General features: G+C 39.9%; 20 protein-coding genes. 18 read left to right on the top strand and 2 right to left on the bottom strand.

Features of this window, described 5'->3' with window-relative positions; translation table 11 throughout:
• Position 1 precedes the first annotated feature (1 nt).
• The 9 genes from CYO90_RS03910 (at position 2) to CYO90_RS03870 (ending at position 8404) form a co-directional block, all read left to right on the top strand.
• A complete protein-coding gene (locus tag CYO90_RS03910; protein ID WP_009294679.1) occupies positions 2-898 on the top strand; it encodes a PDC sensor domain-containing protein in 897 nt (298 codons plus the stop codon).
• Positions 895-1506, top strand: coding sequence for an imidazole glycerol phosphate synthase subunit HisH (gene hisH, locus CYO90_RS03905; RefSeq protein WP_103578517.1), 612 nt, complete (start codon positions 895-897; stop codon positions 1504-1506). The genes CYO90_RS03910 and hisH overlap by 4 nt, the downstream gene beginning before the upstream one ends.
• Positions 1506-2216, top strand: a complete 711-nt coding sequence (hisA, locus tag CYO90_RS03900; protein WP_103578516.1) for a 1-(5-phosphoribosyl)-5-[(5-phosphoribosylamino)methylideneamino]imidazole-4-carboxamide isomerase — start codon at positions 1506-1508, stop codon at positions 2214-2216. The genes hisH and hisA overlap by 1 nt, the downstream gene beginning before the upstream one ends.
• Before the next feature lie 63 nt (positions 2217-2279).
• Complete coding sequence (locus tag CYO90_RS03895; RefSeq protein WP_002939933.1) at positions 2280-2645, top strand: chemotaxis response regulator CheY; 366 nt, start codon at positions 2280-2282, stop codon at positions 2643-2645.
• Complete coding sequence (locus CYO90_RS03890) at positions 2645-3478, top strand: 50S ribosomal protein L11 methyltransferase (RefSeq protein WP_103578515.1); 834 nt, start codon at positions 2645-2647, stop codon at positions 3476-3478. The genes CYO90_RS03895 and CYO90_RS03890 overlap by 1 nt, the downstream gene beginning before the upstream one ends.
• Positions 3471-5396, top strand: a complete 1926-nt coding sequence (gene ftsH / locus CYO90_RS03885; RefSeq protein WP_103578514.1) for an ATP-dependent zinc metalloprotease FtsH — start codon at positions 3471-3473, stop codon at positions 5394-5396. Before CYO90_RS03890 ends, ftsH begins: the two co-directional genes overlap by 8 nt.
• A gap of 2 nt (positions 5397-5398) precedes the next feature.
• A complete protein-coding gene (locus tag CYO90_RS03880) occupies positions 5399-6016 on the top strand; it encodes a phosphatidylserine decarboxylase (protein ID WP_103578513.1) in 618 nt (205 codons plus the stop codon).
• 1 nt (position 6017) lies between these two features.
• Entirely contained in the window at positions 6018-6749 is a 732-nt protein-coding gene (pssA, locus tag CYO90_RS03875; protein WP_009294672.1) for a CDP-diacylglycerol--serine O-phosphatidyltransferase, read from the top strand.
• A gap of 140 nt (positions 6750-6889) precedes the next feature.
• Positions 6890-8404 (top strand): 2-isopropylmalate synthase, encoded by a 1515-nt coding sequence (locus CYO90_RS03870; RefSeq protein ID WP_103578512.1) that lies wholly within the window; start codon positions 6890-6892, stop codon positions 8402-8404.
• Between the two features lie 291 nt (positions 8405-8695).
• Here CYO90_RS03870 and CYO90_RS03865 read toward each other — a convergent pair whose 3' ends face one another.
• Positions 8696-9352, bottom strand: coding sequence for a tRNA threonylcarbamoyladenosine dehydratase (locus CYO90_RS03865; protein WP_103578511.1), 657 nt, complete (start codon positions 9350-9352; stop codon positions 8696-8698).
• Entirely contained in the window at positions 9342-10118 is a 777-nt protein-coding gene (surE, locus tag CYO90_RS03860; RefSeq protein WP_103578510.1) for a 5'/3'-nucleotidase SurE, read from the bottom strand. Before surE ends, CYO90_RS03865 begins: the two co-directional genes overlap by 11 nt.
• 102 nt (positions 10119-10220) lie before the next feature.
• Between surE and lpxB the strand changes: the two genes are divergently transcribed.
• The 9 genes from lpxB to CYO90_RS03815 all read left to right on the top strand — a co-directional run bounded on the left by lpxB (position 10221) and on the right by CYO90_RS03815 (position 19208).
• Positions 10221-11255 (top strand): lipid-A-disaccharide synthase, encoded by a 1035-nt coding sequence (lpxB, locus tag CYO90_RS03855; protein WP_103578509.1) that lies wholly within the window; start codon positions 10221-10223, stop codon positions 11253-11255.
• A 3-nt stretch (positions 11256-11258) separates the two neighbouring features.
• Complete coding sequence (greA, locus tag CYO90_RS03850; RefSeq protein WP_012001423.1) at positions 11259-11744, top strand: transcription elongation factor GreA; 486 nt, start codon at positions 11259-11261, stop codon at positions 11742-11744.
• Between the two features lie 62 nt (positions 11745-11806).
• Positions 11807-12598 (top strand): UDP-2,3-diacylglucosamine diphosphatase, encoded by a 792-nt coding sequence (locus CYO90_RS03845; protein WP_103578508.1) that lies wholly within the window; start codon positions 11807-11809, stop codon positions 12596-12598.
• The gene (locus CYO90_RS03840) at positions 12598-13551 is read left to right on the top strand and encodes a chemotaxis protein (protein WP_002939662.1); all 954 of its coding nucleotides are present in this window, start codon (positions 12598-12600) and stop codon (positions 13549-13551) included. Before CYO90_RS03845 ends, CYO90_RS03840 begins: the two co-directional genes overlap by 1 nt.
• Positions 13552-13559: 8 nt before the next feature.
• A complete protein-coding gene (locus tag CYO90_RS03835; protein ID WP_103578507.1) occupies positions 13560-15908 on the top strand; it encodes a hybrid sensor histidine kinase/response regulator in 2349 nt (782 codons plus the stop codon).
• Between the two features lie 9 nt (positions 15909-15917).
• The gene (locus tag CYO90_RS03830) at positions 15918-16415 is read left to right on the top strand and encodes a chemotaxis protein CheW (protein WP_009294664.1); all 498 of its coding nucleotides are present in this window, start codon (positions 15918-15920) and stop codon (positions 16413-16415) included.
• 8 nt (positions 16416-16423) lie between these two features.
• On the top strand, positions 16424-17050 hold the full coding sequence (gene serB / locus CYO90_RS03825; RefSeq protein WP_103578506.1) for a phosphoserine phosphatase SerB: 627 nt from the start codon (positions 16424-16426) through the stop codon (positions 17048-17050).
• A gap of 4 nt (positions 17051-17054) precedes the next feature.
• Positions 17055-18047, top strand: a complete 993-nt coding sequence (locus CYO90_RS03820; RefSeq protein WP_103578505.1) for a transaldolase — start codon at positions 17055-17057, stop codon at positions 18045-18047.
• A gap of 27 nt (positions 18048-18074) precedes the next feature.
• Positions 18075-19208 carry a type IV pilus twitching motility protein PilT gene (locus tag CYO90_RS03815; protein ID WP_103578504.1) on the top strand — a complete coding sequence of 378 codons (1134 nt, stop codon included), beginning with the start codon at positions 18075-18077 and terminating at the stop codon, positions 19206-19208.
• Positions 19209-19254 lie beyond the last annotated feature (46 nt).

Genomic DNA, 19254 nt, shown 5'->3' with positions numbered 1-19254 from the left:
TTTGGTTATAAAAGATATTAAGAGATTTAGTGACACGAGATATAAGGCAAGGGCATATATCTGCTATTTGTTTAGTAGAAATTTACCAAACAGACTGCCTGGAGTGTGCTTAGAAAACATAAAAGCTGGCTTTGATAAGATCAGCCACGAGATAGAAAATTTTGATGCACTATACATTTTGGACGAAAATGGCATACAAATCGAAGACTCTATCAGCCTAAATGAAAAGTATAAAATCCCAAAAGGCGAAAACCGCGCAAATAAAGCCTACTACTACACAGCCGTGCGCGAGAAAAGGTGCGTTTTAAGCGACCCATATCCATCAAGCCTAAATGGAGGTTTGTGCGTCACAGCAAGCGTGCCTATCTATAATGAAAAAAATGAGCTTAAATTTATCGCTTGCATCGATATAAGCCTAGAAAATATCCTAAATATGGTCGATAGCGGCTTTGTCGAGGAGCATTTTGGTAGATTTTTGAAGACAGTCTATGCGCTCTTTTGTGCATCGCTTTTTATGATCTGCGCATTTTTATTTTGGCACGGCGTAAAGAGCTTTATCTCAAAGAGCATCGAGCATATAAATGTCGAAGAAATTTTTGAATCAACCATCATTTTAACGCTGGCTCTTGCCATTTTTGACCTTGTTAAGACGATATTTGAAGAAGAGGTTTTAGGCAAAAATCACGAAGAAAATAGCGTTATTTATAAGACGATGGTGAGATTTATCGGCTCTATCATCATCGCACTTGCGATCGAAGCGCTCATGCTAGTCTTTAAATTTGCTATCACTGCACCTGAAAATATCATAAACGCTATCTATCTAATAGGCGGTGTGGCGATGCTGATGGCGGCACTTAGCTTTTATCTCTTTAGCGTAAAAAGACAAGAGAACAGATGATCGCTATTATTGATTATGGTGCTGGAAATATCAAAAGCGTGATAAATGCTTTTAAATTTCTTGGACATGAGTGCGTTTTACTAAGTGAGCCTGGGAGCCTAAAAGAGCACTCTCATATCGTTTTACCAGGTGTTGGGGCATTTGGCGAGGCGATGAAAAAGCTCAAATTTAATGGCATGGATGAAGCGATAAAAGAGGCTGTAAAAAATGGCAAGGCCTTTATAGGAATTTGCCTTGGTATGCAGCTTTTGTTTGAAAAAAGCTTTGAATTTGGCGAGCATGAGGGGCTTTCTCTTTTGCCAGGAGAGGTTTTTAAATTTGATGAAGCTAAATTTGATAAACCACTAAAGATCCCACATGTTGGCTGGAACACACTCGAGTTTAAACAAAATAGCCCTTTAAGATTAGGACTTAAAGAGCTTGAGTATTTATATTTTGTACACAGCTACCACGTGGTTTGCGATGATAAATTTGCACTTGCAAAGACAACTTATGGATATGAATTTACAAGTGCGGTGCAGCATGAAAATCTCTTTGGTTTTCAGCCTCATCCAGAAAAAAGTCATGAGGTTGGGCTTAAAATTTTAGAAAATTTTGCGAGGTTGTGATGGAAATTTTCCCAGCGATAGATCTAAAAGAGGGGCAAGCAGTTAGGCTTAGCAAAGGGCTCATGCAAAGTGCTAAAATTTATAGCAGTGAGCCAAGTGAGCTTGCAAAGAGATTTGAAGGCTACGGCGCAAAATGGCTGCATGTGGTCGATCTTGACGGAGCGTTTGCAGGGGAAGCTATAAATTTTAACACGATAGAAAAGATCGTAAAAGCTACAAATTTAAAGGTGCAAGTTGGTGGTGGCATAAGGGATGAAGAACGTATAAAGCGCTATTTGGACCTTGGAGTTAGCAGAGTGATCCTTGGCTCAGTTGCGCTTCGTGATCCAGAATTTACAGCAAAAATGGCTGGAATTTATAGGGTTGTAGTTGGCATAGATGCCAAAGATGGCTATGTGGCAGTGCAAGGCTGGGGCGAGGTTTCAAACATAAAAGCAGTCGATCTTGCAAAAAAATTTGCAGATGTGGGTGTAGAAGCTGTGATTTGCACCGATATTAACAAAGATGGAATGCTTGGCGGAGTTAATGTTGATTTTAGCTTGCAAATAGCTAGAAGCAGCAAGCTTGAGACCATAGCAAGTGGCGGTGTGAGCGATATAAACGACATTTTGGCACTTAAAGAGACAAAAGAGATAGCTGGCGTGATCGTTGGTAAAGCTTACTATGAGGGACGACTTGATTTGAAAGATGCTTTCAAACAAGTTGGCTAGCGTTAAAGCTTTTATAAATTTTAATTAGCTAGAATAGGGCAATTTTTACTAAAAGGATATTATGTGAAGATTTTGGTTGTAGATGACAGCTCAACAATGAGAAGGATCATAAAAAATACTTTGCAAAGGTTAGGACATCAAGAAATTCTCGAGGCTGAGCACGGTCTTGAAGCTTGGAATATCTTGACGCAAAACGAGGGTATTGAGGTTCTTATTACTGACTGGAACATGCCTGAGATGAATGGTCTTGAGCTTGTTAAAAAGGTAAGAGCTGAGCAAAAATATGTTGATATGCCTATCATAATGGTAACAACAGAGGGCGGAAAAGCCGAGGTTATAACAGCTTTAAAAGCAGGTGTTAATAACTACATCGTTAAACCTTTTACGCCACAAGTTTTAAAAGAGAAGCTTGAAGACGTTCTTGGTTAATGAAAGATAAATTTTACGAATTAAGCATCAAAACATCAAATTTTTATGATGAAATTTTAGAGTTAGTTTTCTCTTTTGGGGTCACCTGTGTAGAAGAGCTAGACCATGAGATCATCATCAGGGAAGAGTATGATCTAAAAGATATAGCTTGGGGTGTCGAAGAGTATGCAAAAGGGCTCTCTAGTGTTCGTAAAATTTCAAATAATTTAAAAATTTCTCTTAATTTAAAAGAAAATAAAGACTGGCTAGGCGAATATAAAAAGGCAGTTAAGCCTATTTTGGTTGATAAAATTTATATTAGACCTAGCTGGGAAGAGCCACTTAGTGGCGTAACAAATATCATAATAGACCCAGCTCTAGCCTTTGGCTCAGGGCACCATGAAAGCACAAATTCTTGCTTGCAACTTTTACAAAAATATGCAAAAAGTGGTGATACCGCTTTAGATGTGGGATGCGGAAGCGGGATATTAAGCATAGCTTTAGCAAAGCTTGGCTGCAAGGTCGATGCCTGCGATACAGACGAGCAGGCCACGCAAAGCTCGCTAAGTAACGCCCAGCTAAATGAGGTTAAATTTAATAAAATTTGGACAGGATCTATTGCAAATTTAGAGCAAAAATATGACATCGTCATAGCAAATATCATTGCTGATGTCATTTTTATGCTCTCAAATGACTTGAAAAAATCGCTTAAAAAGGGCGGCTATTTAGTATTGTCAGGAATTTTGAATAAATACGAAGATAGGATTAAAGATACGTTTAAGGATTTGGAGCTAGTTGAGATAAAACAGGCTAATGATTGGGTTAGCTTTGTTTATAAGGAAATGGATGAATAATCAAAATAATAACCAAAATAATGGCGATAATAACGGTTTTTTTAACAAAAATCCCATCTTTATCTTTGCTATTTTTGCGATAGTTATAGTTCTAGCTTTTAGAAGCTTTAGTGGCGACGGACTAGGCGGTACTTTTGGGCTTGGTAGCAACGCTCAAAGCAAGATGATAGCTTATTCTGAATTTAAGGATATGCTAAAAAATAAGCAGCTAAATGAGGTTGCGATATCTGAAACCACGATAAAAGGCGTTGGTAATGACAAAACCATCTACCTAGCAAAGCGCATAAATGATTCAACGCTCATTGGCATACTTGAGCAAAACGGTATAACTTACAGCGTTTATAGCGAAAATAACTGGTTTGGAGATCTTATATTTTCATGGATCATACCGGTGTTTATATTTTTTGCTATTTGGATGTTTATTGCTAGTCGTATGCAAAAGAATATCGGCGGTGGCATACTAGGTATAGGAAGTGCAAAAAAGCTTATAAATTCTGAAAAACCAAAAGTTAAATTTGACGATGTTGCAGGCGTTGAAGAGGCAAAAGAAGAGGTTCAAGAGATAGTTGATTATCTAAAGAGCCCAGATAAATATCTAAGACTTGGAGCTAAAATTCCAAAAGGTATTTTGCTAGTTGGCCCTCCAGGTACTGGTAAAACGCTTCTTGCAAGAGCTGTTGCAGGCGAGGCTAGCGTGCCATTTTTCTCTATGTCGGCATCAAGCTTTATAGAGATGTTTGTTGGCGTTGGTGCAAGTAGGGTTAGGGATCTTTTTGAAAATGCAAAAAAAGAGGCCCCGGCGATTGTATTTATAGATGAGATCGATGCGATCGGTAAGAGCAGAAATTCTGGTCCGATGGGTGGCAATGACGAGAGAGAGCAAACGCTAAATCAGCTTCTTTCTGAGATGGATGGCTTTGATGCAGACAAGTCGCCAGTCATCGTTATAGCAGCTACAAATAGACCTGAAGTTTTGGATGCTGCACTTTTAAGACCGGGTAGATTTGACAGGCAAGTGCTTGTTGATAAGCCTGATTTTAAAGGACGTTGCGACATCTTAAAAGTCCATATGAAAGATGTGAAAATTGGCAAAGATGTAAATATTGAGGATATCGCAAGGCTTACTACTGGTTTAGCAGGTGCTGATCTTGAAAATATCATAAATGAGGCGGCACTTCTTGCAGGACGTAAGTCAAAGACTTTTGTCGAGCAGGCTGATCTAGTGGAGGCTGTCGAGAGATCGATAGCTGGTTTAGAGAAAAAATCACGCCGCGTAAATCCAAAAGAGAAAAAGATAGTCACTTATCATGAAAGTGGCCATGCCTTGATAGCTGAGCTAACAAAAGGCGCAAAAAGAGTGACAAAGGTCTCAGTCGTGCCGCGTGGTCTTGCGGCGCTTGGCTATACGTTAAATACGCCTGAAGAGAATAAATTTATGATGCAAAAGCATGAACTACTTGCAGAAGTGGATGTTCTTTTGGCTGGTAGGGCTGCTGAAGAGGTCTTTATAAAAGAGATATCAACTGGAGCTAGCAACGATCTAGAGCGTGCAACTGATATCATAAAAGCTATGGTTAGCATGTATGGTATGAGTGATGTTGCCGGTCTTATGGTACTTGAAAAGCAACGCGCAACATTTTTAAATGGCGGACAAAGCATAAAAGACTATAGCGACAAAATGGCTGAAAAGGTTGATGAGTTTGTAAAAGCTCTTCTTCATGAGAGATATACAGCTGTGCTTGGTCTTCTTGAAATTTATAAAGGTGCCATTGAAAACATGGTTTCAGCGCTTTATGAAGAAGAGACTATCGAAGGAAAACGAGTTAGAGAGATCATCAAAAACTACGAAGAAGAAAATGGTCTTGAAAGCAGGCTTGTAGAGCTTGAAGAAGAGGAAAAAGGCAAAAAAGAGGAATAAAAATGAGTGGCTACATCGCAAAAGCAGGGTATAAATTTATATTATTCTTTTTGATTTTATTTGCTATATCTGCATTGTTTGGTATTTCGTCACTATTTTTTCTAGCGCTGCTTCTTTTAACTCTCTATTTTTTTAGAGACCCTGAAAGAGAGCTTTTTACTGATGATAAGCTAGCCTTACTTTCGCCCACGGATGGTAAGATAAAAGAGATCAGCGTTTCAAATTTTGATGATAAAGAGGTGGCTAAGATAGTTATCTCAAAGCCATTTTTTGGAGTAGGTACGCTAAGGGCTATAAGCGATGCCAACGTCACTGAAGTTAAAAAAAGGCATGGGCTCTTTTTATGCCAGGCTATGAAAATTTCAGAGATGCTAAATGAAAGAGCGATAATTCGTTTTGAAAAAGGAAATATCAAATTTGCTATGAAGATCATAGCTGGAGTTTTTAGTAGAAGTTTAGAAATTTATAACATTACCAGTCTAAAAGCCTCTAGAAAATTTGGCTTTTTAGGAAGCGGCGAAGTGATTTTATACTTGCCAAGAGATACTAAAATTTGTGTAAGTGTTGGCGAGAGTGTTAAAGCTGCTTCACTTCTTGGATACTTTGAAGAGGAAAAATGAAATGAATAGCATACAAAAAATGCAGTTAATGTATATCTTGCCAAATTTATTTACCGCAGCAAGCGCTTTTTTGGGCGTCATAAGCATTATTTCATCTATTCAGGGGAACTATTTTAAAGCTATTATTTACATCATTCTTTCACTGATTTTAGATGGACTTGATGGACGCGTGGCAAGACTTACAAAGACTACAAGTAAATTTGGAGTAGAGTTTGATAGCCTTGCAGACCTTGTAGCATTTGGTGTGGCTCCAGCGATTTTATTTTATCTAACAGTTGGTGCAAAATTTGGTAGATTTGGTGCGCTAATAGCAGCTATGTTTGTGGTCTTTGGAGCTATTAGACTAGCTCGTTTTAATGTCACTACTGGCACATACGAACCAAATGTTTTCATCGGACTTCCTATACCATCAGCAGCCATCATCGGAGTGCTTTGGGTTGGTGTTTATCTAAAGCATGAATTTTTATATGGTTTTGAGTGGTGCTTGATATTGCTTGAAGCAGTTTTGGCTATCTTGATGGTTAGCAACATCCGCTACCCAAGCTTTAAAAAGATGAATTTAAAACAAACTCATGTTATGCGAATTTTAGTGGCACTTGTAGTTGTATTTTCTATGCTTTATCTATATCCTTACGAGAGTGCGACCTTTTTTATGAGCGTTTATATGCTTTATGGTATTATTAGAGCGGCGATAATGTTTAGCAAAAATCACAAAAAAAAGGAGAGCGAATGAGCGAAAATGGCATAATAAAATCGCGTAAATTTTTACCAAAAATCGAAATCCAAAACTCTCTACTGCTGCTACTTAGGTAGCAAATTCTTCTTTACTTAACTCATTAAATTTAAATATAAAAAATCATAAAAGGACAAAAAATGGATAAAAATAAAATTATAATCTTTGATACGACTTTAAGAGATGGTGAGCAAAGCCCAGGAGCTTCTATGAACACAGCTGAAAAGCTACAGATCGCACTTCAGCTTGAAAGGCTTGGTGTAGATGTGATGGAGGCTGGATTTGCAGCGGCTAGCCCAGGGGACTTTGACGCGGTAAATCAGATCGCAAAGCAAGCTTCAAACATCACTGTCTGCTCGCTTGCACGTGCGGTTGAGCGTGACATCAAGGCAGCTGGCGAGGCATTAGCTCCAGCAAAAAACAAAAGAATTCACACCTTCATAGCAACAAGTCCGATCCACATGCAGTACAAGCTAAAAATGAGCCCAGACGAGGTGATCAGGCGTGCAGTTGAGGCAGTGCAATACTCAAAAACATTTTGCGATGACGTGGAGTTTAGCTGCGAGGATGCTTGCAGAAGCGAGATGAGCTTTTTAAAAGAAATTTGTGACGCAGCGATAAGCGCAGGGGCAAAAACCATAAACATCCCTGATACGGTTGGCTACTTGTATCCAGAGGAGATCACAGCTCGCATTAGCGAAATAGTAAAATTTATAGGTGGTAGAGCGGTAGTTTCGGTGCATAACCACAACGATCTAGGCATGGCTACGGCAAATTCTCTAGCTGCTATAAAAGCTGGTGCAAGGCAGGTTGAAGGCACGATAAATGGCATCGGCGAGCGCGCTGGAAACGCTGCACTTGAAGAGATCGTGATGGCCATAAAAACTCGTCAGGACGTCTTTGCTCCACTTTACACAGGCATCATCTCAAAAGAAATTTATCCGACTTCAAGACTGATCGCTAGCATCACAGGCATCGAGCCACAGCCAAACAAAGCAATCGTTGGCAAAAACGCCTTTGCGCACGAGAGTGGCATCCACCAAGACGGCGTACTAAAGCACAAAGAGACCTACGAGATCATCAGTGCTGAGAGCATCGGCTTAGAGAAAAACTCGCTCGTTCTTGGCAAGCACAGTGGTCGCCATGCGTTTAAGGATAAGCTTGCTAGCCTTGGATTTGACCTTGATAGTGATGCGCTTAATAAGGCATTTGAGAAATTTAAAGACTTGGCAGATAAGAAAAAAGAGATATTTGACGATGATATTAGGGCGCTCGTGGCAGAGGAGATCACTAAGATCCCGCAGGCTTACGAGATCACAGACTTGCTTCAAAGTAGCGGTGGCAGCTTAGCAAGTGCCTCTATGAGTATCAGGCACAACGACGAGATCGTTAGCGACTCAGCCCTTGGCAATGGCACAGCAGATGCGATATTTAAGGTAGTTGATCGCATTAGTGGCATTAACGGCACGCTCAAAGATTACAAGGTCACAGCTGTTTCTCAGGGTAAAGATGCTCTTGCAAAGGTCGATGTAAAAGTCGAGTTTGAGGGCAAGACAGCCGTAATGGGTCACGGACTTGATATCGATACGATGATGGCAAGCGCTAAGGCCTATGTCGGCGCACTAAATAGCTACCTTCGCATCCATAAAAACTAAAATTTTAGCTGGCTGCTAAATTTGCAGCTAGCTAATTTAAATTTAGCTACTCTTTAAATTTACTGCGTTTTTCAAATTTTAAAACTTTCACTCACCCCTAAGAATTGACTACTAAAATTTGGCTTCGCTTACTGCTTAGCTCAAATTTTAGAGCCGAAATTACTCGTTCACAAATTTTTAAAATTTGCTAAATTCTCATCTTGGATTGTTAAATTTGTCTGTTGTAGAGCTGGCTGTTAAATTTATCCAAAAATGTTAGCTCTAATTTTAAATTTTGCTCGGAGTGCAAATTTAGGCTTTCTGCCCGACTATTTTTTTAACAGCTAGCGAGGCTAAATTTAGCCCAAAGCAGGCAGTCACGCCCATGAAGCTTCCAAGTGGCTTGCAAAGGGGCTCTTCTGTTGAAAAAACGACGTCAAATTTACCGCTAAAGCCTGATTTTTTGAGCTCATATCTATATTTTCTAGCTAGTGGATCGACCGAAGTTTTCCAAACGCAGGCCACCTTGATCTTGGTTGGATCAACTCTTTTTGCCCCACCCATCGAGGCTATAAATTTACTAGGATCTACCGCATTTGCAAGGGCGATCTTCGCGGTGATATCATCGATCGCGTCGATCACCACGTCAAATTTGCTAAAGTCAAATCCCGCGACAAACTCAGGTGTGATCAGCGTCTGCATAGGCGTGATGCAAGGATAAATTTTGGCAAACTCCTCCACCTTTACGCCGCCTACGTTTTCGCTGTAAATTTGGCGGTTTTGATTTGTCACGTCAAAGATGTCTTTATCGATCAGCGTGATGCTTCCGACCCCGCTTCTAGCAAGCGCATCTACGCACATCCCACCAACGCCTCCAGCTCCGCAAACTAGCACTTTCGCGCTTTGAAGCTTGCTAAAACCATCCTCGCCAAAGAGCCATCTTATCCTTGTAAATCTATCATTTTGCATCAAATTTCCCTTTTAAGCTCTCCAAGCTCTCGTATGAAGTCATGTTTAGTTTTATGGGCGTTATTGTGGCAAAGCCCTCATTTACCTTGCTGATGTCGCTTGGCTCGCCTTTTTCATATTCAAGTGCGGCGTTTCCAAGCCAGTAGTACTCGATGCCTCTTGGGTTGCGATTAAGCGTGGCATGCGTGGCGTAGGTGCGTCTGCCAGCTGGCACGACGGCGTAACCTTTGAAATTTTTGCTAGCTCTAGCTGGGATATTTACATTTAGAAATTCTCTTTGATTTAGCGAAATTTCATCATTTAGCACCTTTGGCACGATAAATTTAACGATCTCTTTTGCTAGTTCAAAGCCAAGTTCATTTAGTGAGTTGTTTTCATAAAACTGCGAAAAAGCGATGCTTCTAATGCCCTGTAAAACGCCCTCCATCGCCGCTCCACACGTACCAGAGTAGGTGATATCTTCGCCCAAATTTGCCCCGTGATTTATGCCGCTTATCACTAGATCTGGTTTTTTATTATAAAGTGCGTGAAGTGCGAGATAGACGCAGTCGCTGGGCGTTGAGTCGTCAAGTTTAAAAAAGCCATCATCAAGTTTTATAAACCTAAGCGGTCTTGTGAGCGTCAAAGAGTGAGCGCAGGCTGATTTTTCAGAGCTTGGAGCCACGATCGTGACATTTACGCCATCTAGCTCGCTTAAAGCTTCTTTTAAGGCAAGCAGGCCAGTCGCCTCAAATCCATCGTCATTTGTTATCAAAATTTCTTTCAAATTTTATCCTTTAAAGGGTTGGATTTTATCACAGCTTTCTTAAAATTTTAAAGAATTTTTGCGTATAATGCCCCCAAAAAAAGACCTGATGAAAGTGTGTAAATGAAAATTTTAGTCTCCGCTCTTGAGCCATCGGCAAATTTGCATTTAAAAGAAATCTTGAAAAATTTCGAGGGTGAATTTGAGCTAATGGGAATTTTTAGCGAAGAGCTTGGCACGCCATATATGAAAAGCAGCGAGTTTTCTGCGATGGGCTTTGTCGAGGTTTTGCCGCTCATCTTTAAAGCAAAAAAAGCGATGAAAGTGATGAGCCAGATGGCAAAAGAGGCTGATGCAGTGCTGCTAATAGATAGTCCAGCCTTTAATCTGCCGCTTGCAAAGGCGATAAAAGAGGCCGGCGCAAAAGCAGCCGTGACATACTACATCTTGCCTCAAGTTTGGGCGTGGAAGCCAAAAAGAGTAAGCGTTGTGGAGAGATACTGTGACAACCTAGCTTCGATCCTGCCATTTGACTCTAAACTTTATAGCCGCTCGACCTACGTGGGCCATCCTTTGATGGATGAGATAAAGCTTAAGAAAACTAGCCTAAGTAGTAGTGGCAAAGTGGCATTTTTGCCAGGCTCAAGAAGGTCAGAGATTTCGAGGCTGATGCCAGTTTATAGAGAGCTTGCTAAAAAGATAGAGGCTAAAAGGCTGCTTGTCGTGCCACCATTTTTGCTTGATAAAGTAGGCGAAATTTATGGCGATGTGAGCGATTTTGAGGTCGTCTCAAACACGCCTGAAGCCTTGTATGAGAGCGACTTTGCCTTTGTTTGCTCTGGCACTGCTACGCTTGAAGCAGCGCTCATTGGCACGCCATTTGTGCTAGCATATAAGGCAAAAGCGATAGATGTTTTCATCGCTAGAAAATTTGTAAAGATCAAGCACGCGGGACTTGCAAATATAATGTTTGACTTCATGGGCAAAGAGCCGCTTCATGAGGAGTTTATCCAGGAGTTTGCAACGGCTGAAAATTTGCTAAGAGCCTACAAGAGCTGCGATAGGCAAAAATTCTTAAAAGGCTGCGATGAGCTAAGAGCCTACCTAGGGCATGGCAGCAGTAAAAATGTAGTAAAAATTTTAAAAAATATGGAGTAAAAAATGAGTGAACCAATGACAATGCACGGATACGAGAAGATAGAAGCTGAGCTAAAGGATCTAAGGCTAGTGCAGCGCCCACAAATCGTAACAGAGATAGACATCGCAAGAAGCCATGGCGATCTAAAAGAAAACGCTGAGTATCACGCAGCAAAGGAGAAGCAAGCCTTTATAGACGCTAGGATCGCTGAGCTTAGCGCACTTTTAGCAAACGCTGAAGTGATCGATCCAAGTAGCTACGAGCATGATAGGGTGAGATTTGGTTCAAGTGTGACGATAATGGACGAAGAGACTGAGGTAGAGCATACTTATACGATAGTTGGTGTGAGCGAAAGTGACCTAGACAAGGGCTATATCTCGATAAACTCTCCTCTTGCAAAGCAGCTTTTAGGCAAGGCTGAGGGCGATGAGGTAGCGCTAAATTTACCAAAAGGCAGAAGCGACGTTGAGATCGTTAAGATCTGCTATAAACCTATAAAATTTGACTAAAAAGATGAGGCGAAGAGCTAAAAACTGCTTTTGGCTCTGCTAATTTTTAATTAAGGCAAAATTTGAGCGAATACCTATATGCCCCCGTTATAAAAGAAGGCGCGATCTTTTTGGCTGATGCGCATGAAAATATAAATAGAGATGGATTTTTGAAATTCTTGCGTGCCGTTGATAGCGGAGAGATCAAGGAGCCACCGCAGATTTTCTTGCTTGGCGATATATTTGATTTTTTAACGGGCGAGGGCGAATATACGCAAAAATTTTACGCTGAGCACTTAAGGCTTATAAATAAAATTTCACAAAAGGTGGAAATTTTTTATTTCGAGGGCAACCACGATTTTAGGCTTTCAAATTTATTTAATAAAACTAGAGATTTTTGGGACAAAGGTGAGAGGCTAAGCTTTGAGGGGGTAAAGGTCTATGACATTTGCGCTCAGCCAGTGAAATTTAAAACTATAAGTGGCGAGCACGTCCAGATCGCGCATGGCGATATATTTTTACCTTTTATAGATAAGTACGCGCTTAGGTTTTTAAGGCTTAGATGGTTTTTGAAATTTATGAACGAGCTTGATAAAATTTTGGATTTTAAAATTTCAAAAGCGATACTAGCCAAACTTACTAAGAAAAATCTGCACTATAAAATTTCAAACTTCAAGGAGCTAATGAGCAAGCATTTACAGGGCTTTGACGCAAGTATAGTGATAGAGGGACACTATCATCAAGGTGAGCTATTTGATATTTACGATAGATTTTATATAAATTTACCTTGTTTTGCATGCGAGCAAAGTTATTTTGTTGTAGAATACGCCCAGCAAAAGTTGAATTTGCTCAAAATGAGTTTGAAAGGACATTGATGTTTGGAGATAACGTACTAAAAACGGACTCAAACGAGATGGAACTTGTTGATTTTCGTATCTTTAAAAAGGCCGAAAACAAAGTATATGAAGGAATATACGGAGTCAATGTCGCAAAGGTGCGGGAGATCATTAAGATGCCAAATCTTACCGAGCTTCCTGGTGTTCCCGAGTATATTGAGGGAATTTTTGATTTAAGAGGCGTGGTGATCCCTGTCATAAATTTGGCAAGATGGATGAATATAGTCGAGCCAACTGAGGGCGTAGTCATAAAACCACGTGTCATTATCGCTGAATTTAGCGGTATATTGATCGGTTTTATCGTCCATGAGGCCAAGAGGATTAGGCGAATAAGCTGGAAAGACATAGAGCCAGCAAATTTTGCTTCAGGTTCTGGTACTCTAGATAAAGGTAAGATCACAGGTGTAACAAGAATAGAAGATGATGAAGTACTTCTCATTCTTGATCTTGAAAGCATCGTTGAAGAGCTTGGAATTTACTCGCCAAAGATCGAATTTGATGTAACAGATGATCAAAAACTAAAAGGCTCTGCTCTTGTTCTAGATGATAGCTCGACTGCTAGAAAGCTAGTAAAAGATGCACTTGAGAAGATGGGTCTTAGTGTAGTTGAAGCTAAAAACGGCGTTGAGGGTTTAGAGAGAATGGAAGAGCTTTATCAAAGATATGGGGATAACCTAACAAGAGAGCTTAGAGTTATCTTAAGTGATATCGAAATGCCACAAATGGATGGATACCGATTTGCTTCAACTATTAAAAATGATGATAGGTTTAAAGAGGTTCCAATTGTATTTAACTCTTCATTAAGTAATGAATTTAGTGAGATCAAGAGTAAAGAGGCTGGTGGCGCTGCGTATCTTACAAAATTTGATGCTAGTGTATTTTATCAAGAGGTGCTAAAAGTAATTGAAGCACATTCTCAATCTGCAAAATGAGGTGAAGCATGGATGATATGAAAGAAATAATGGAAGACTTTTTAATAGAGGCTTTCGAACTTATTGAGCAGATAGATCATGACCTTGTTGAACTAGAGGCAAACCCTGAAGACTTGGAGCTTTTAAATAGAATTTTCCGTGTTGCTCACACAGTAAAAGGTAGCTCAAGCTTTTTAAATTTTGATGTTTTAACAGAGCTTACTCACCACATGGAGGATGTTTTAAACAAAGCTAGAAAAGGCGAGCTAAAGATTACTCCAGACATTATGGACATTGTTCTTGAGTCAGTTGATATGATGAAAGGACTACTAGAGAGCATTAGAGATAACGGTAGTGACGCAGCCGCTGGTATCGATATTAAAAATATTTGTATAAGACTTACTCAAATTTCTGAAGGTGAAGCCCCAAGTGCAGCCCCAGAAGCTCCAGCCACACCAGCTCCTGAGCCAGTAAAAGAGCCAGAACCTGCCGCACCAGCTGAAGAAGCAGCTCCTGAAGTAAGCGATGCCGAGCTTTCAAAGCTAAGTGACTCTGAGGTTGAAGCTGAGATAGAGAGACTCTTAAAAGTTAGAAAAGCAGAAGATCAAGCAAGACGTGCTTCAAAAGCCATAGCTCCAAAATCTCCTGAAGAGATAGCCCCAGCTGCAAGCGCTGCACCAGCACCAGCACCTAAGCCAGCTCCTAGTAGAGAAAGAGATGCGGATAAAAAAGTACCAGCTGCAAGCAGTGGTGCAGTAGCGCAGGAGCAAACGATACGTGTTGAAGTAAAAAGACTTGATCACTTAATGAATTTAATCGGCGAGCTTGTTCTTGGAAAAAACCGCCTGTTAAAAATTTACGATGACGTAGAAGAGAGATATGAGGGCGAGAAATTCCTTGAAGAGTTAAATCAAGTAGTCTCAAGTCTAAGTCTAGTTACGACTGATATTCAGCTAGCTGTTATGAAGACAAGGATGCTTCCAATAGCAAAAGTCTTTAATAAATTCCCACGTATGATACGTGATCTTAGCCGCGACCTTGGTAAGCAAATAGATCTTGAAATTTCAGGTGAAGATACAGAGCTTGATAAATCAATCGTTGAAGAGATCGGTGATCCACTAGTTCACATCATCAGAAACTCATGTGACCACGGTATCGAAGATCCTGAGACGAGAAAGGCAATGGGTAAACCTGAAAAAGGCCTTGTTCAACTAAAAGCTTATAACGAAGGCAATCATATCGTTGTTGAGATAGTTGATGATGGTAAGGGCTTAGACGCTGATATGCTTAAATCTAAATCTATAGAAAAAGGCATCATCACTGAGCGAGAAGCTGATGCGATGAGTGAGAAAGAGGCATTTGGTCTTATATTTAGACCAGGATTTTCAACTGCTGCAAAGGTTACAAACGTATCTGGTCGTGGCGTTGGTATGGACGTTGTTAAGACAAACATTGAAAAACTAAATGGTATCATCGATATCGAGAGTGAAGTTGGAAAAGGTACAGTCATGAAGCTTAAAATTCCACTCACACTTGCGATTATTCAGTCACTTCTTGTTGGAACACAAGAGGAATTTTATGCGATACCACTTGCTAGCGTTCTTGAGACTGTTCGTGTGCCAATCGATGATATCTATACGATTGATGGTAAAAACGTTCTAAGATTAAGAGATGAGGTTTTATCTCTTGTTAGGCTTTCAGATGTCTTTGGCGTCGAAAAAGTGTTCGATGGCGGTGATCATACTTATGTCGTTATCATCGGCGTTGCTGAAGCAAAACTGGGCATCATAGTAGATACTTTAGTTGGTCAAGAAGAGATCGTTATTAAGTCAATGGGTGATTATTTACAAAATATCCCAGGCATCGCTGGAGCTACTATTAGAGGTGATGGCCGTGTAACTCTTATTATAGATGTTGGTGCTATGATGGAGATGGCTAAAGATATCAAGGTAGATATTAGAGCTGAAATAGAAGATAGCACAAAAGCAAAGGAAAAGCCAAGTGATTATAAGGTCTTGATTGTTGATGACTCTAAAATGGATAGAACCATTATGCAAAAAGCACTTGAACCAACCGGAGTAACTATAATAGAAGCAACTAACGGTGTCGAGGCATTAAATGTTATAAAATCGGGCGAGCATTCATTTGATGCAATTTTGATTGATATTGAGATGCCTAGGATGGATGGATATACACTTGCTGGTGAGATTAGAAAATACTCTAAATATCGCAATCTACCGCTTATTGCTGTTACATCAAGGACGTCTAAAACAGATAGATTACGCGGTGTAGAGGTTGGTATGACTGAATACATTACTAAACCGTATTCAGCAGAATACCTTGAAAACGTTGTTAGAAAAAATATAAAATTAGCTTAGGGGTAAGGGATGAACGATAAACTAAACCAGGTTTTAAGCAAACAAAAACAACAAATTGACGGACCTGAGTCAAAAAACAATGAAGATATAGTTCAATTAGTAGGCTTCGTTGTTGGTGAGGAAGAGTATGCGATACCTATTTTAAATATCCAAGAGATAATCAAACCTATCGAATACACCCGTGTTCCTAGCGTGCCTGACTATGTTCTTGGCGTCTTTAACCTACGTGGAAACGTTATCCCGCTTATTGATTTGCGTAAGCGTTTTTCACTAAATGTTACAAAACAAAGCCCAAGTACAAGATATATCGTCATGAAAGATGAGGATAATATCGCAGGTTTCGTGATAGACCGCTTGACGGAGGCTATAAGAATAGTTCGTAACAGGATAGATCCGCCACCAGAGACTTTGGTAAAAGACAAAGGCATGATCTATGGTATTGGCAAACGCGATCAAAATATTCTTACGATTTTAAAGGTTGAGAGCCTTTTAAAGCGTGATTTTTAGGGCATAGCTTGATAAAACTTTGTGTTTTTGACTTTGACTCTACGATAATGGACGGCGAGACGATTGATATCCTCGCCGCCGCTAATAACGCCAGCAATGAGGTGGCTAGCATAACGAAGCGTTCGATGAACGGCGAACTTGATTTTTTTGAAAGTCTTACAGCAAGAGTAAAATTTTTAAAAGGAATGCCACTTTCAAAAGTAGATGAAATTTGTAAAAATTTACCCATCATGCCAGGAGCTAGCGAGCTTATAGCTGCTCTAAAGCAAAAGGATATAAAAGTCGTGGTCTTTAGTGGTGGTTTTCACATCGCAACTGATAAGATGCAAGAAAAACTTAAATTTGATGTAAATTTTGCAAATATCTTGCACCACAAAGATGGAATTTTAACAGGTGAAGTTGGCGGAGAGATGATGTTTGGTAGCTCAAAAGGCGATATGATAGATCGCTTAAAGGGGCTATTAAATTTAGATAAAAGTGAGATCATGTGCGTTGGCGACGGAGCCAATGACGTATCTATGTTTAGAAAATGTGATCTAAAAATTGCCTTTTGTGCGAAAGAAATTTTAAAAAAAGAGGCGACGCATTGCGTGGATGTCAAGGATCTGCGTGAAATTTTAAATTTTATAAGGTGAAAAAATGTATGACAATGAAGCTAAATTTTCTCTTTGGTGTGACTTTATAGAGAGAGATTTTTTACAAAACGAATTCAACTCTTTATTAGAAAAAGGCGTTATAAACGGAGCTACAAGCAACCCAGCTATCTTTAAAACAGCTTTTGCATCACCTGCTTACAAACAGATCATACAAAACAGCAACAAGCGTCACCCAAAAGATCTTTATGAAATTTTAGCGACCCAAGATATCAAGATCGCCGCATGTAAAATGCTAAAAAACTACGCAAATGGCGATGATGGCTTTGTTAGCATCGAGGTTGATCCAAATTTAAGTGGCGAAACAGCTGCGACGATAGAAGAGGGCATCAGGCTTCACAACCTTATCTCAATGCCAAATGTCATGATAAAAATTCCAGCTACAAAAGAGGGCTATGAAGCGATGAGCGCACTCATGGCAAGAGGTATCAGCGTAAATGCGACGCTCATTTTCTCGCCTGATCAGGCTAAAAACTGCCTAGAGGCCTTTAAAGAGGGTAGCAAAGCTTATGCAAGCCGCTTTGTGGATACGACGATGCCAAAGGGTGTGATCAGTGTTTTTGTTAGTAGATTTGACAGAAAGCTTGATGAGACGATGGCTGCAAAGAGCCTACCAACAGGACAGATCGGCATATTGAACGCTGCAAATATCTATCATATCATTGAGGATTTTGGCTTAGAAAACGTAAGGACACTTTTTGCAAGCACTGGCGTAAAAGGTAGTGGCTTAAGAGGGGATTATTACGTTAGAGAGCTAATGTATAAAAACTCTATAAACACAGCTCCGATAGATACTATAAAAGAATTTATAAAAGAAAAAGCTGAGGCAAAAAATGCCCCTAGCAAAGAGAATATCTCAAGCTTTTTTCACATCATAAAAAATAATGAGATCGATATAAATGCTACTTATAAAGAGCTTTTAAATGACGGCTTAAAGCAGTTTGTTGCAGCATTTGACGACATTATGAAATCACTTTAATGACCAAAAAAAGACCTAGATTCATATCTGTGCTCTTTAGTCGAAAAAGGCGGCAGCGACCTTCATCTAAAGTCTGCAAGCCTTGTTTATGGCAGATTTAATGGTGAGATCATGCCACTTAGCGAAGAAAATTTAGACCCAAGTGACGCGGTAGCTATCGCAAAAGAGCTTTTGGTGGCTAAATTTGATGAGTTTATGGATAAAAAAGATATAGATTTTTCTTATAAACTAAATGATGAGTACTGCTTTCGTGTAAATATGTTTTTGCAGATAAATGGAATTTCTGCTGTCTTTTGTGTCACTCCAACGAAAATTCCAACCATAAAAGATCTAAATTTACCAAGTGTGATAGAAAAAATTTGCACAGAGACCACTCGTGGCATCATCCTAGTGACTGGCCCAACTGGAAGCGGCAAGACAACGACGCTTGCAAGCATGATAAATTTCATCAACCAAACAAAAAGATCACACATCGTGACTATCGAAGATCCGATTGAATACGTATTTAACGACGATAAAAGCATAATCAACCAGCGCTCTATCGGGGCAGATGCGCTAAATTTCTCAGATGCGCTAAGGGCTTCACTTAGAGAATATCCTGACATCATTTTGGTTGGCGAGATGAGAGATCTTGAGACGATTGAGACTGCCATTAGAGCCGCAGAGACTGGACACTTGGTGCTTTCGACATTTCACACACTTGATGCAAAAGAGAGCGTAAATAGAATAGTAAATAGCTTCCCACAAGGCGAGCGAGATAAAGTCAGCCTTATGTTCTCTTCAGTGCTTGCTTGCGTCATCTCACAAAGGCTAGTTAAGACGCTTTTTGGCACAAGACGCCCGGCAGTCGAGATCATGATAAAAAATACCCGCATAAAAGAGCTCATATCTGAAGAGAAATTTGATGAGATCGATCTTGCCATAGCTGAGTCAAAAAATACTTATGGCATGCAAACCTTTGATCAGCACCTGCTTGAGCTTTATGAAAATAAGATAATTAGTGCCGAAGTAGCGCTTGACAATGCTAGCAACAGGGGCGATTTGCAGCTTAAGATAAAAAGCTCAAATGTGGCAGGTTTTAGCTTTGAAAATGGTGTAAATTTTGGCAAACCTCAAAGCAAACAAGATCAACCTGAAGTGATCGCACTTAAAGAAATTTAATAAGCTTTATGTGAAATTTATAAAGCATTAGATAAAATCAGCACCT

The sequence above is a fragment of the Campylobacter concisus genome (assembly GCF_002913745.1).
GTDB classification, from domain to species: domain Bacteria; phylum Campylobacterota; class Campylobacteria; order Campylobacterales; family Campylobacteraceae; genus Campylobacter_A; species Campylobacter_A concisus_R.
Note: the sequence above shows the minus strand (reverse complement) of the source record. Positions and strands in the feature narration are given on the sequence as shown.

Excerpts from the sequence above, each read along its gene's own strand:
- hisH (WP_103578517.1), top strand. The coding sequence starts at position 895 with ATGATCGCTATTATTGATTATGGTGCTGGAAATATCAAAAGCGTGATA.
- hisA (WP_103578516.1), top strand. The coding sequence starts at position 1,506 with ATGGAAATTTTCCCAGCGATAGATCTAAAAGAGGGGCAAGCAGTTAGG.
- CYO90_RS03890 (WP_103578515.1), top strand. The coding sequence starts at position 2,645 with ATGAAAGATAAATTTTACGAATTAAGCATCAAAACATCAAATTTTTAT.
- ftsH (WP_103578514.1), top strand. The coding sequence starts at position 3,471 with ATGAATAATCAAAATAATAACCAAAATAATGGCGATAATAACGGTTTT.
- CYO90_RS03880 (WP_103578513.1), top strand. The coding sequence starts at position 5,399 with ATGAGTGGCTACATCGCAAAAGCAGGGTATAAATTTATATTATTCTTT.
- pssA (WP_009294672.1), top strand. The coding sequence starts at position 6,018 with ATGAATAGCATACAAAAAATGCAGTTAATGTATATCTTGCCAAATTTA.
- CYO90_RS03870 (WP_103578512.1), top strand. The coding sequence starts at position 6,890 with ATGGATAAAAATAAAATTATAATCTTTGATACGACTTTAAGAGATGGT.
- CYO90_RS03865 (WP_103578511.1), bottom strand. The coding sequence starts at position 9,352 with ATGCAAAATGATAGATTTACAAGGATAAGATGGCTCTTTGGCGAGGAT.
- lpxB (WP_103578509.1), top strand. The coding sequence starts at position 10,221 with ATGAAAATTTTAGTCTCCGCTCTTGAGCCATCGGCAAATTTGCATTTA.
- greA (WP_012001423.1), top strand. The coding sequence starts at position 11,259 with ATGAGTGAACCAATGACAATGCACGGATACGAGAAGATAGAAGCTGAG.
- CYO90_RS03840 (WP_002939662.1), top strand. The coding sequence starts at position 12,598 with ATGTTTGGAGATAACGTACTAAAAACGGACTCAAACGAGATGGAACTT.
- CYO90_RS03835 (WP_103578507.1), top strand. The coding sequence starts at position 13,560 with ATGGATGATATGAAAGAAATAATGGAAGACTTTTTAATAGAGGCTTTC.
- CYO90_RS03830 (WP_009294664.1), top strand. The coding sequence starts at position 15,918 with ATGAACGATAAACTAAACCAGGTTTTAAGCAAACAAAAACAACAAATT.
- CYO90_RS03820 (WP_103578505.1), top strand. The coding sequence starts at position 17,055 with ATGTATGACAATGAAGCTAAATTTTCTCTTTGGTGTGACTTTATAGAG.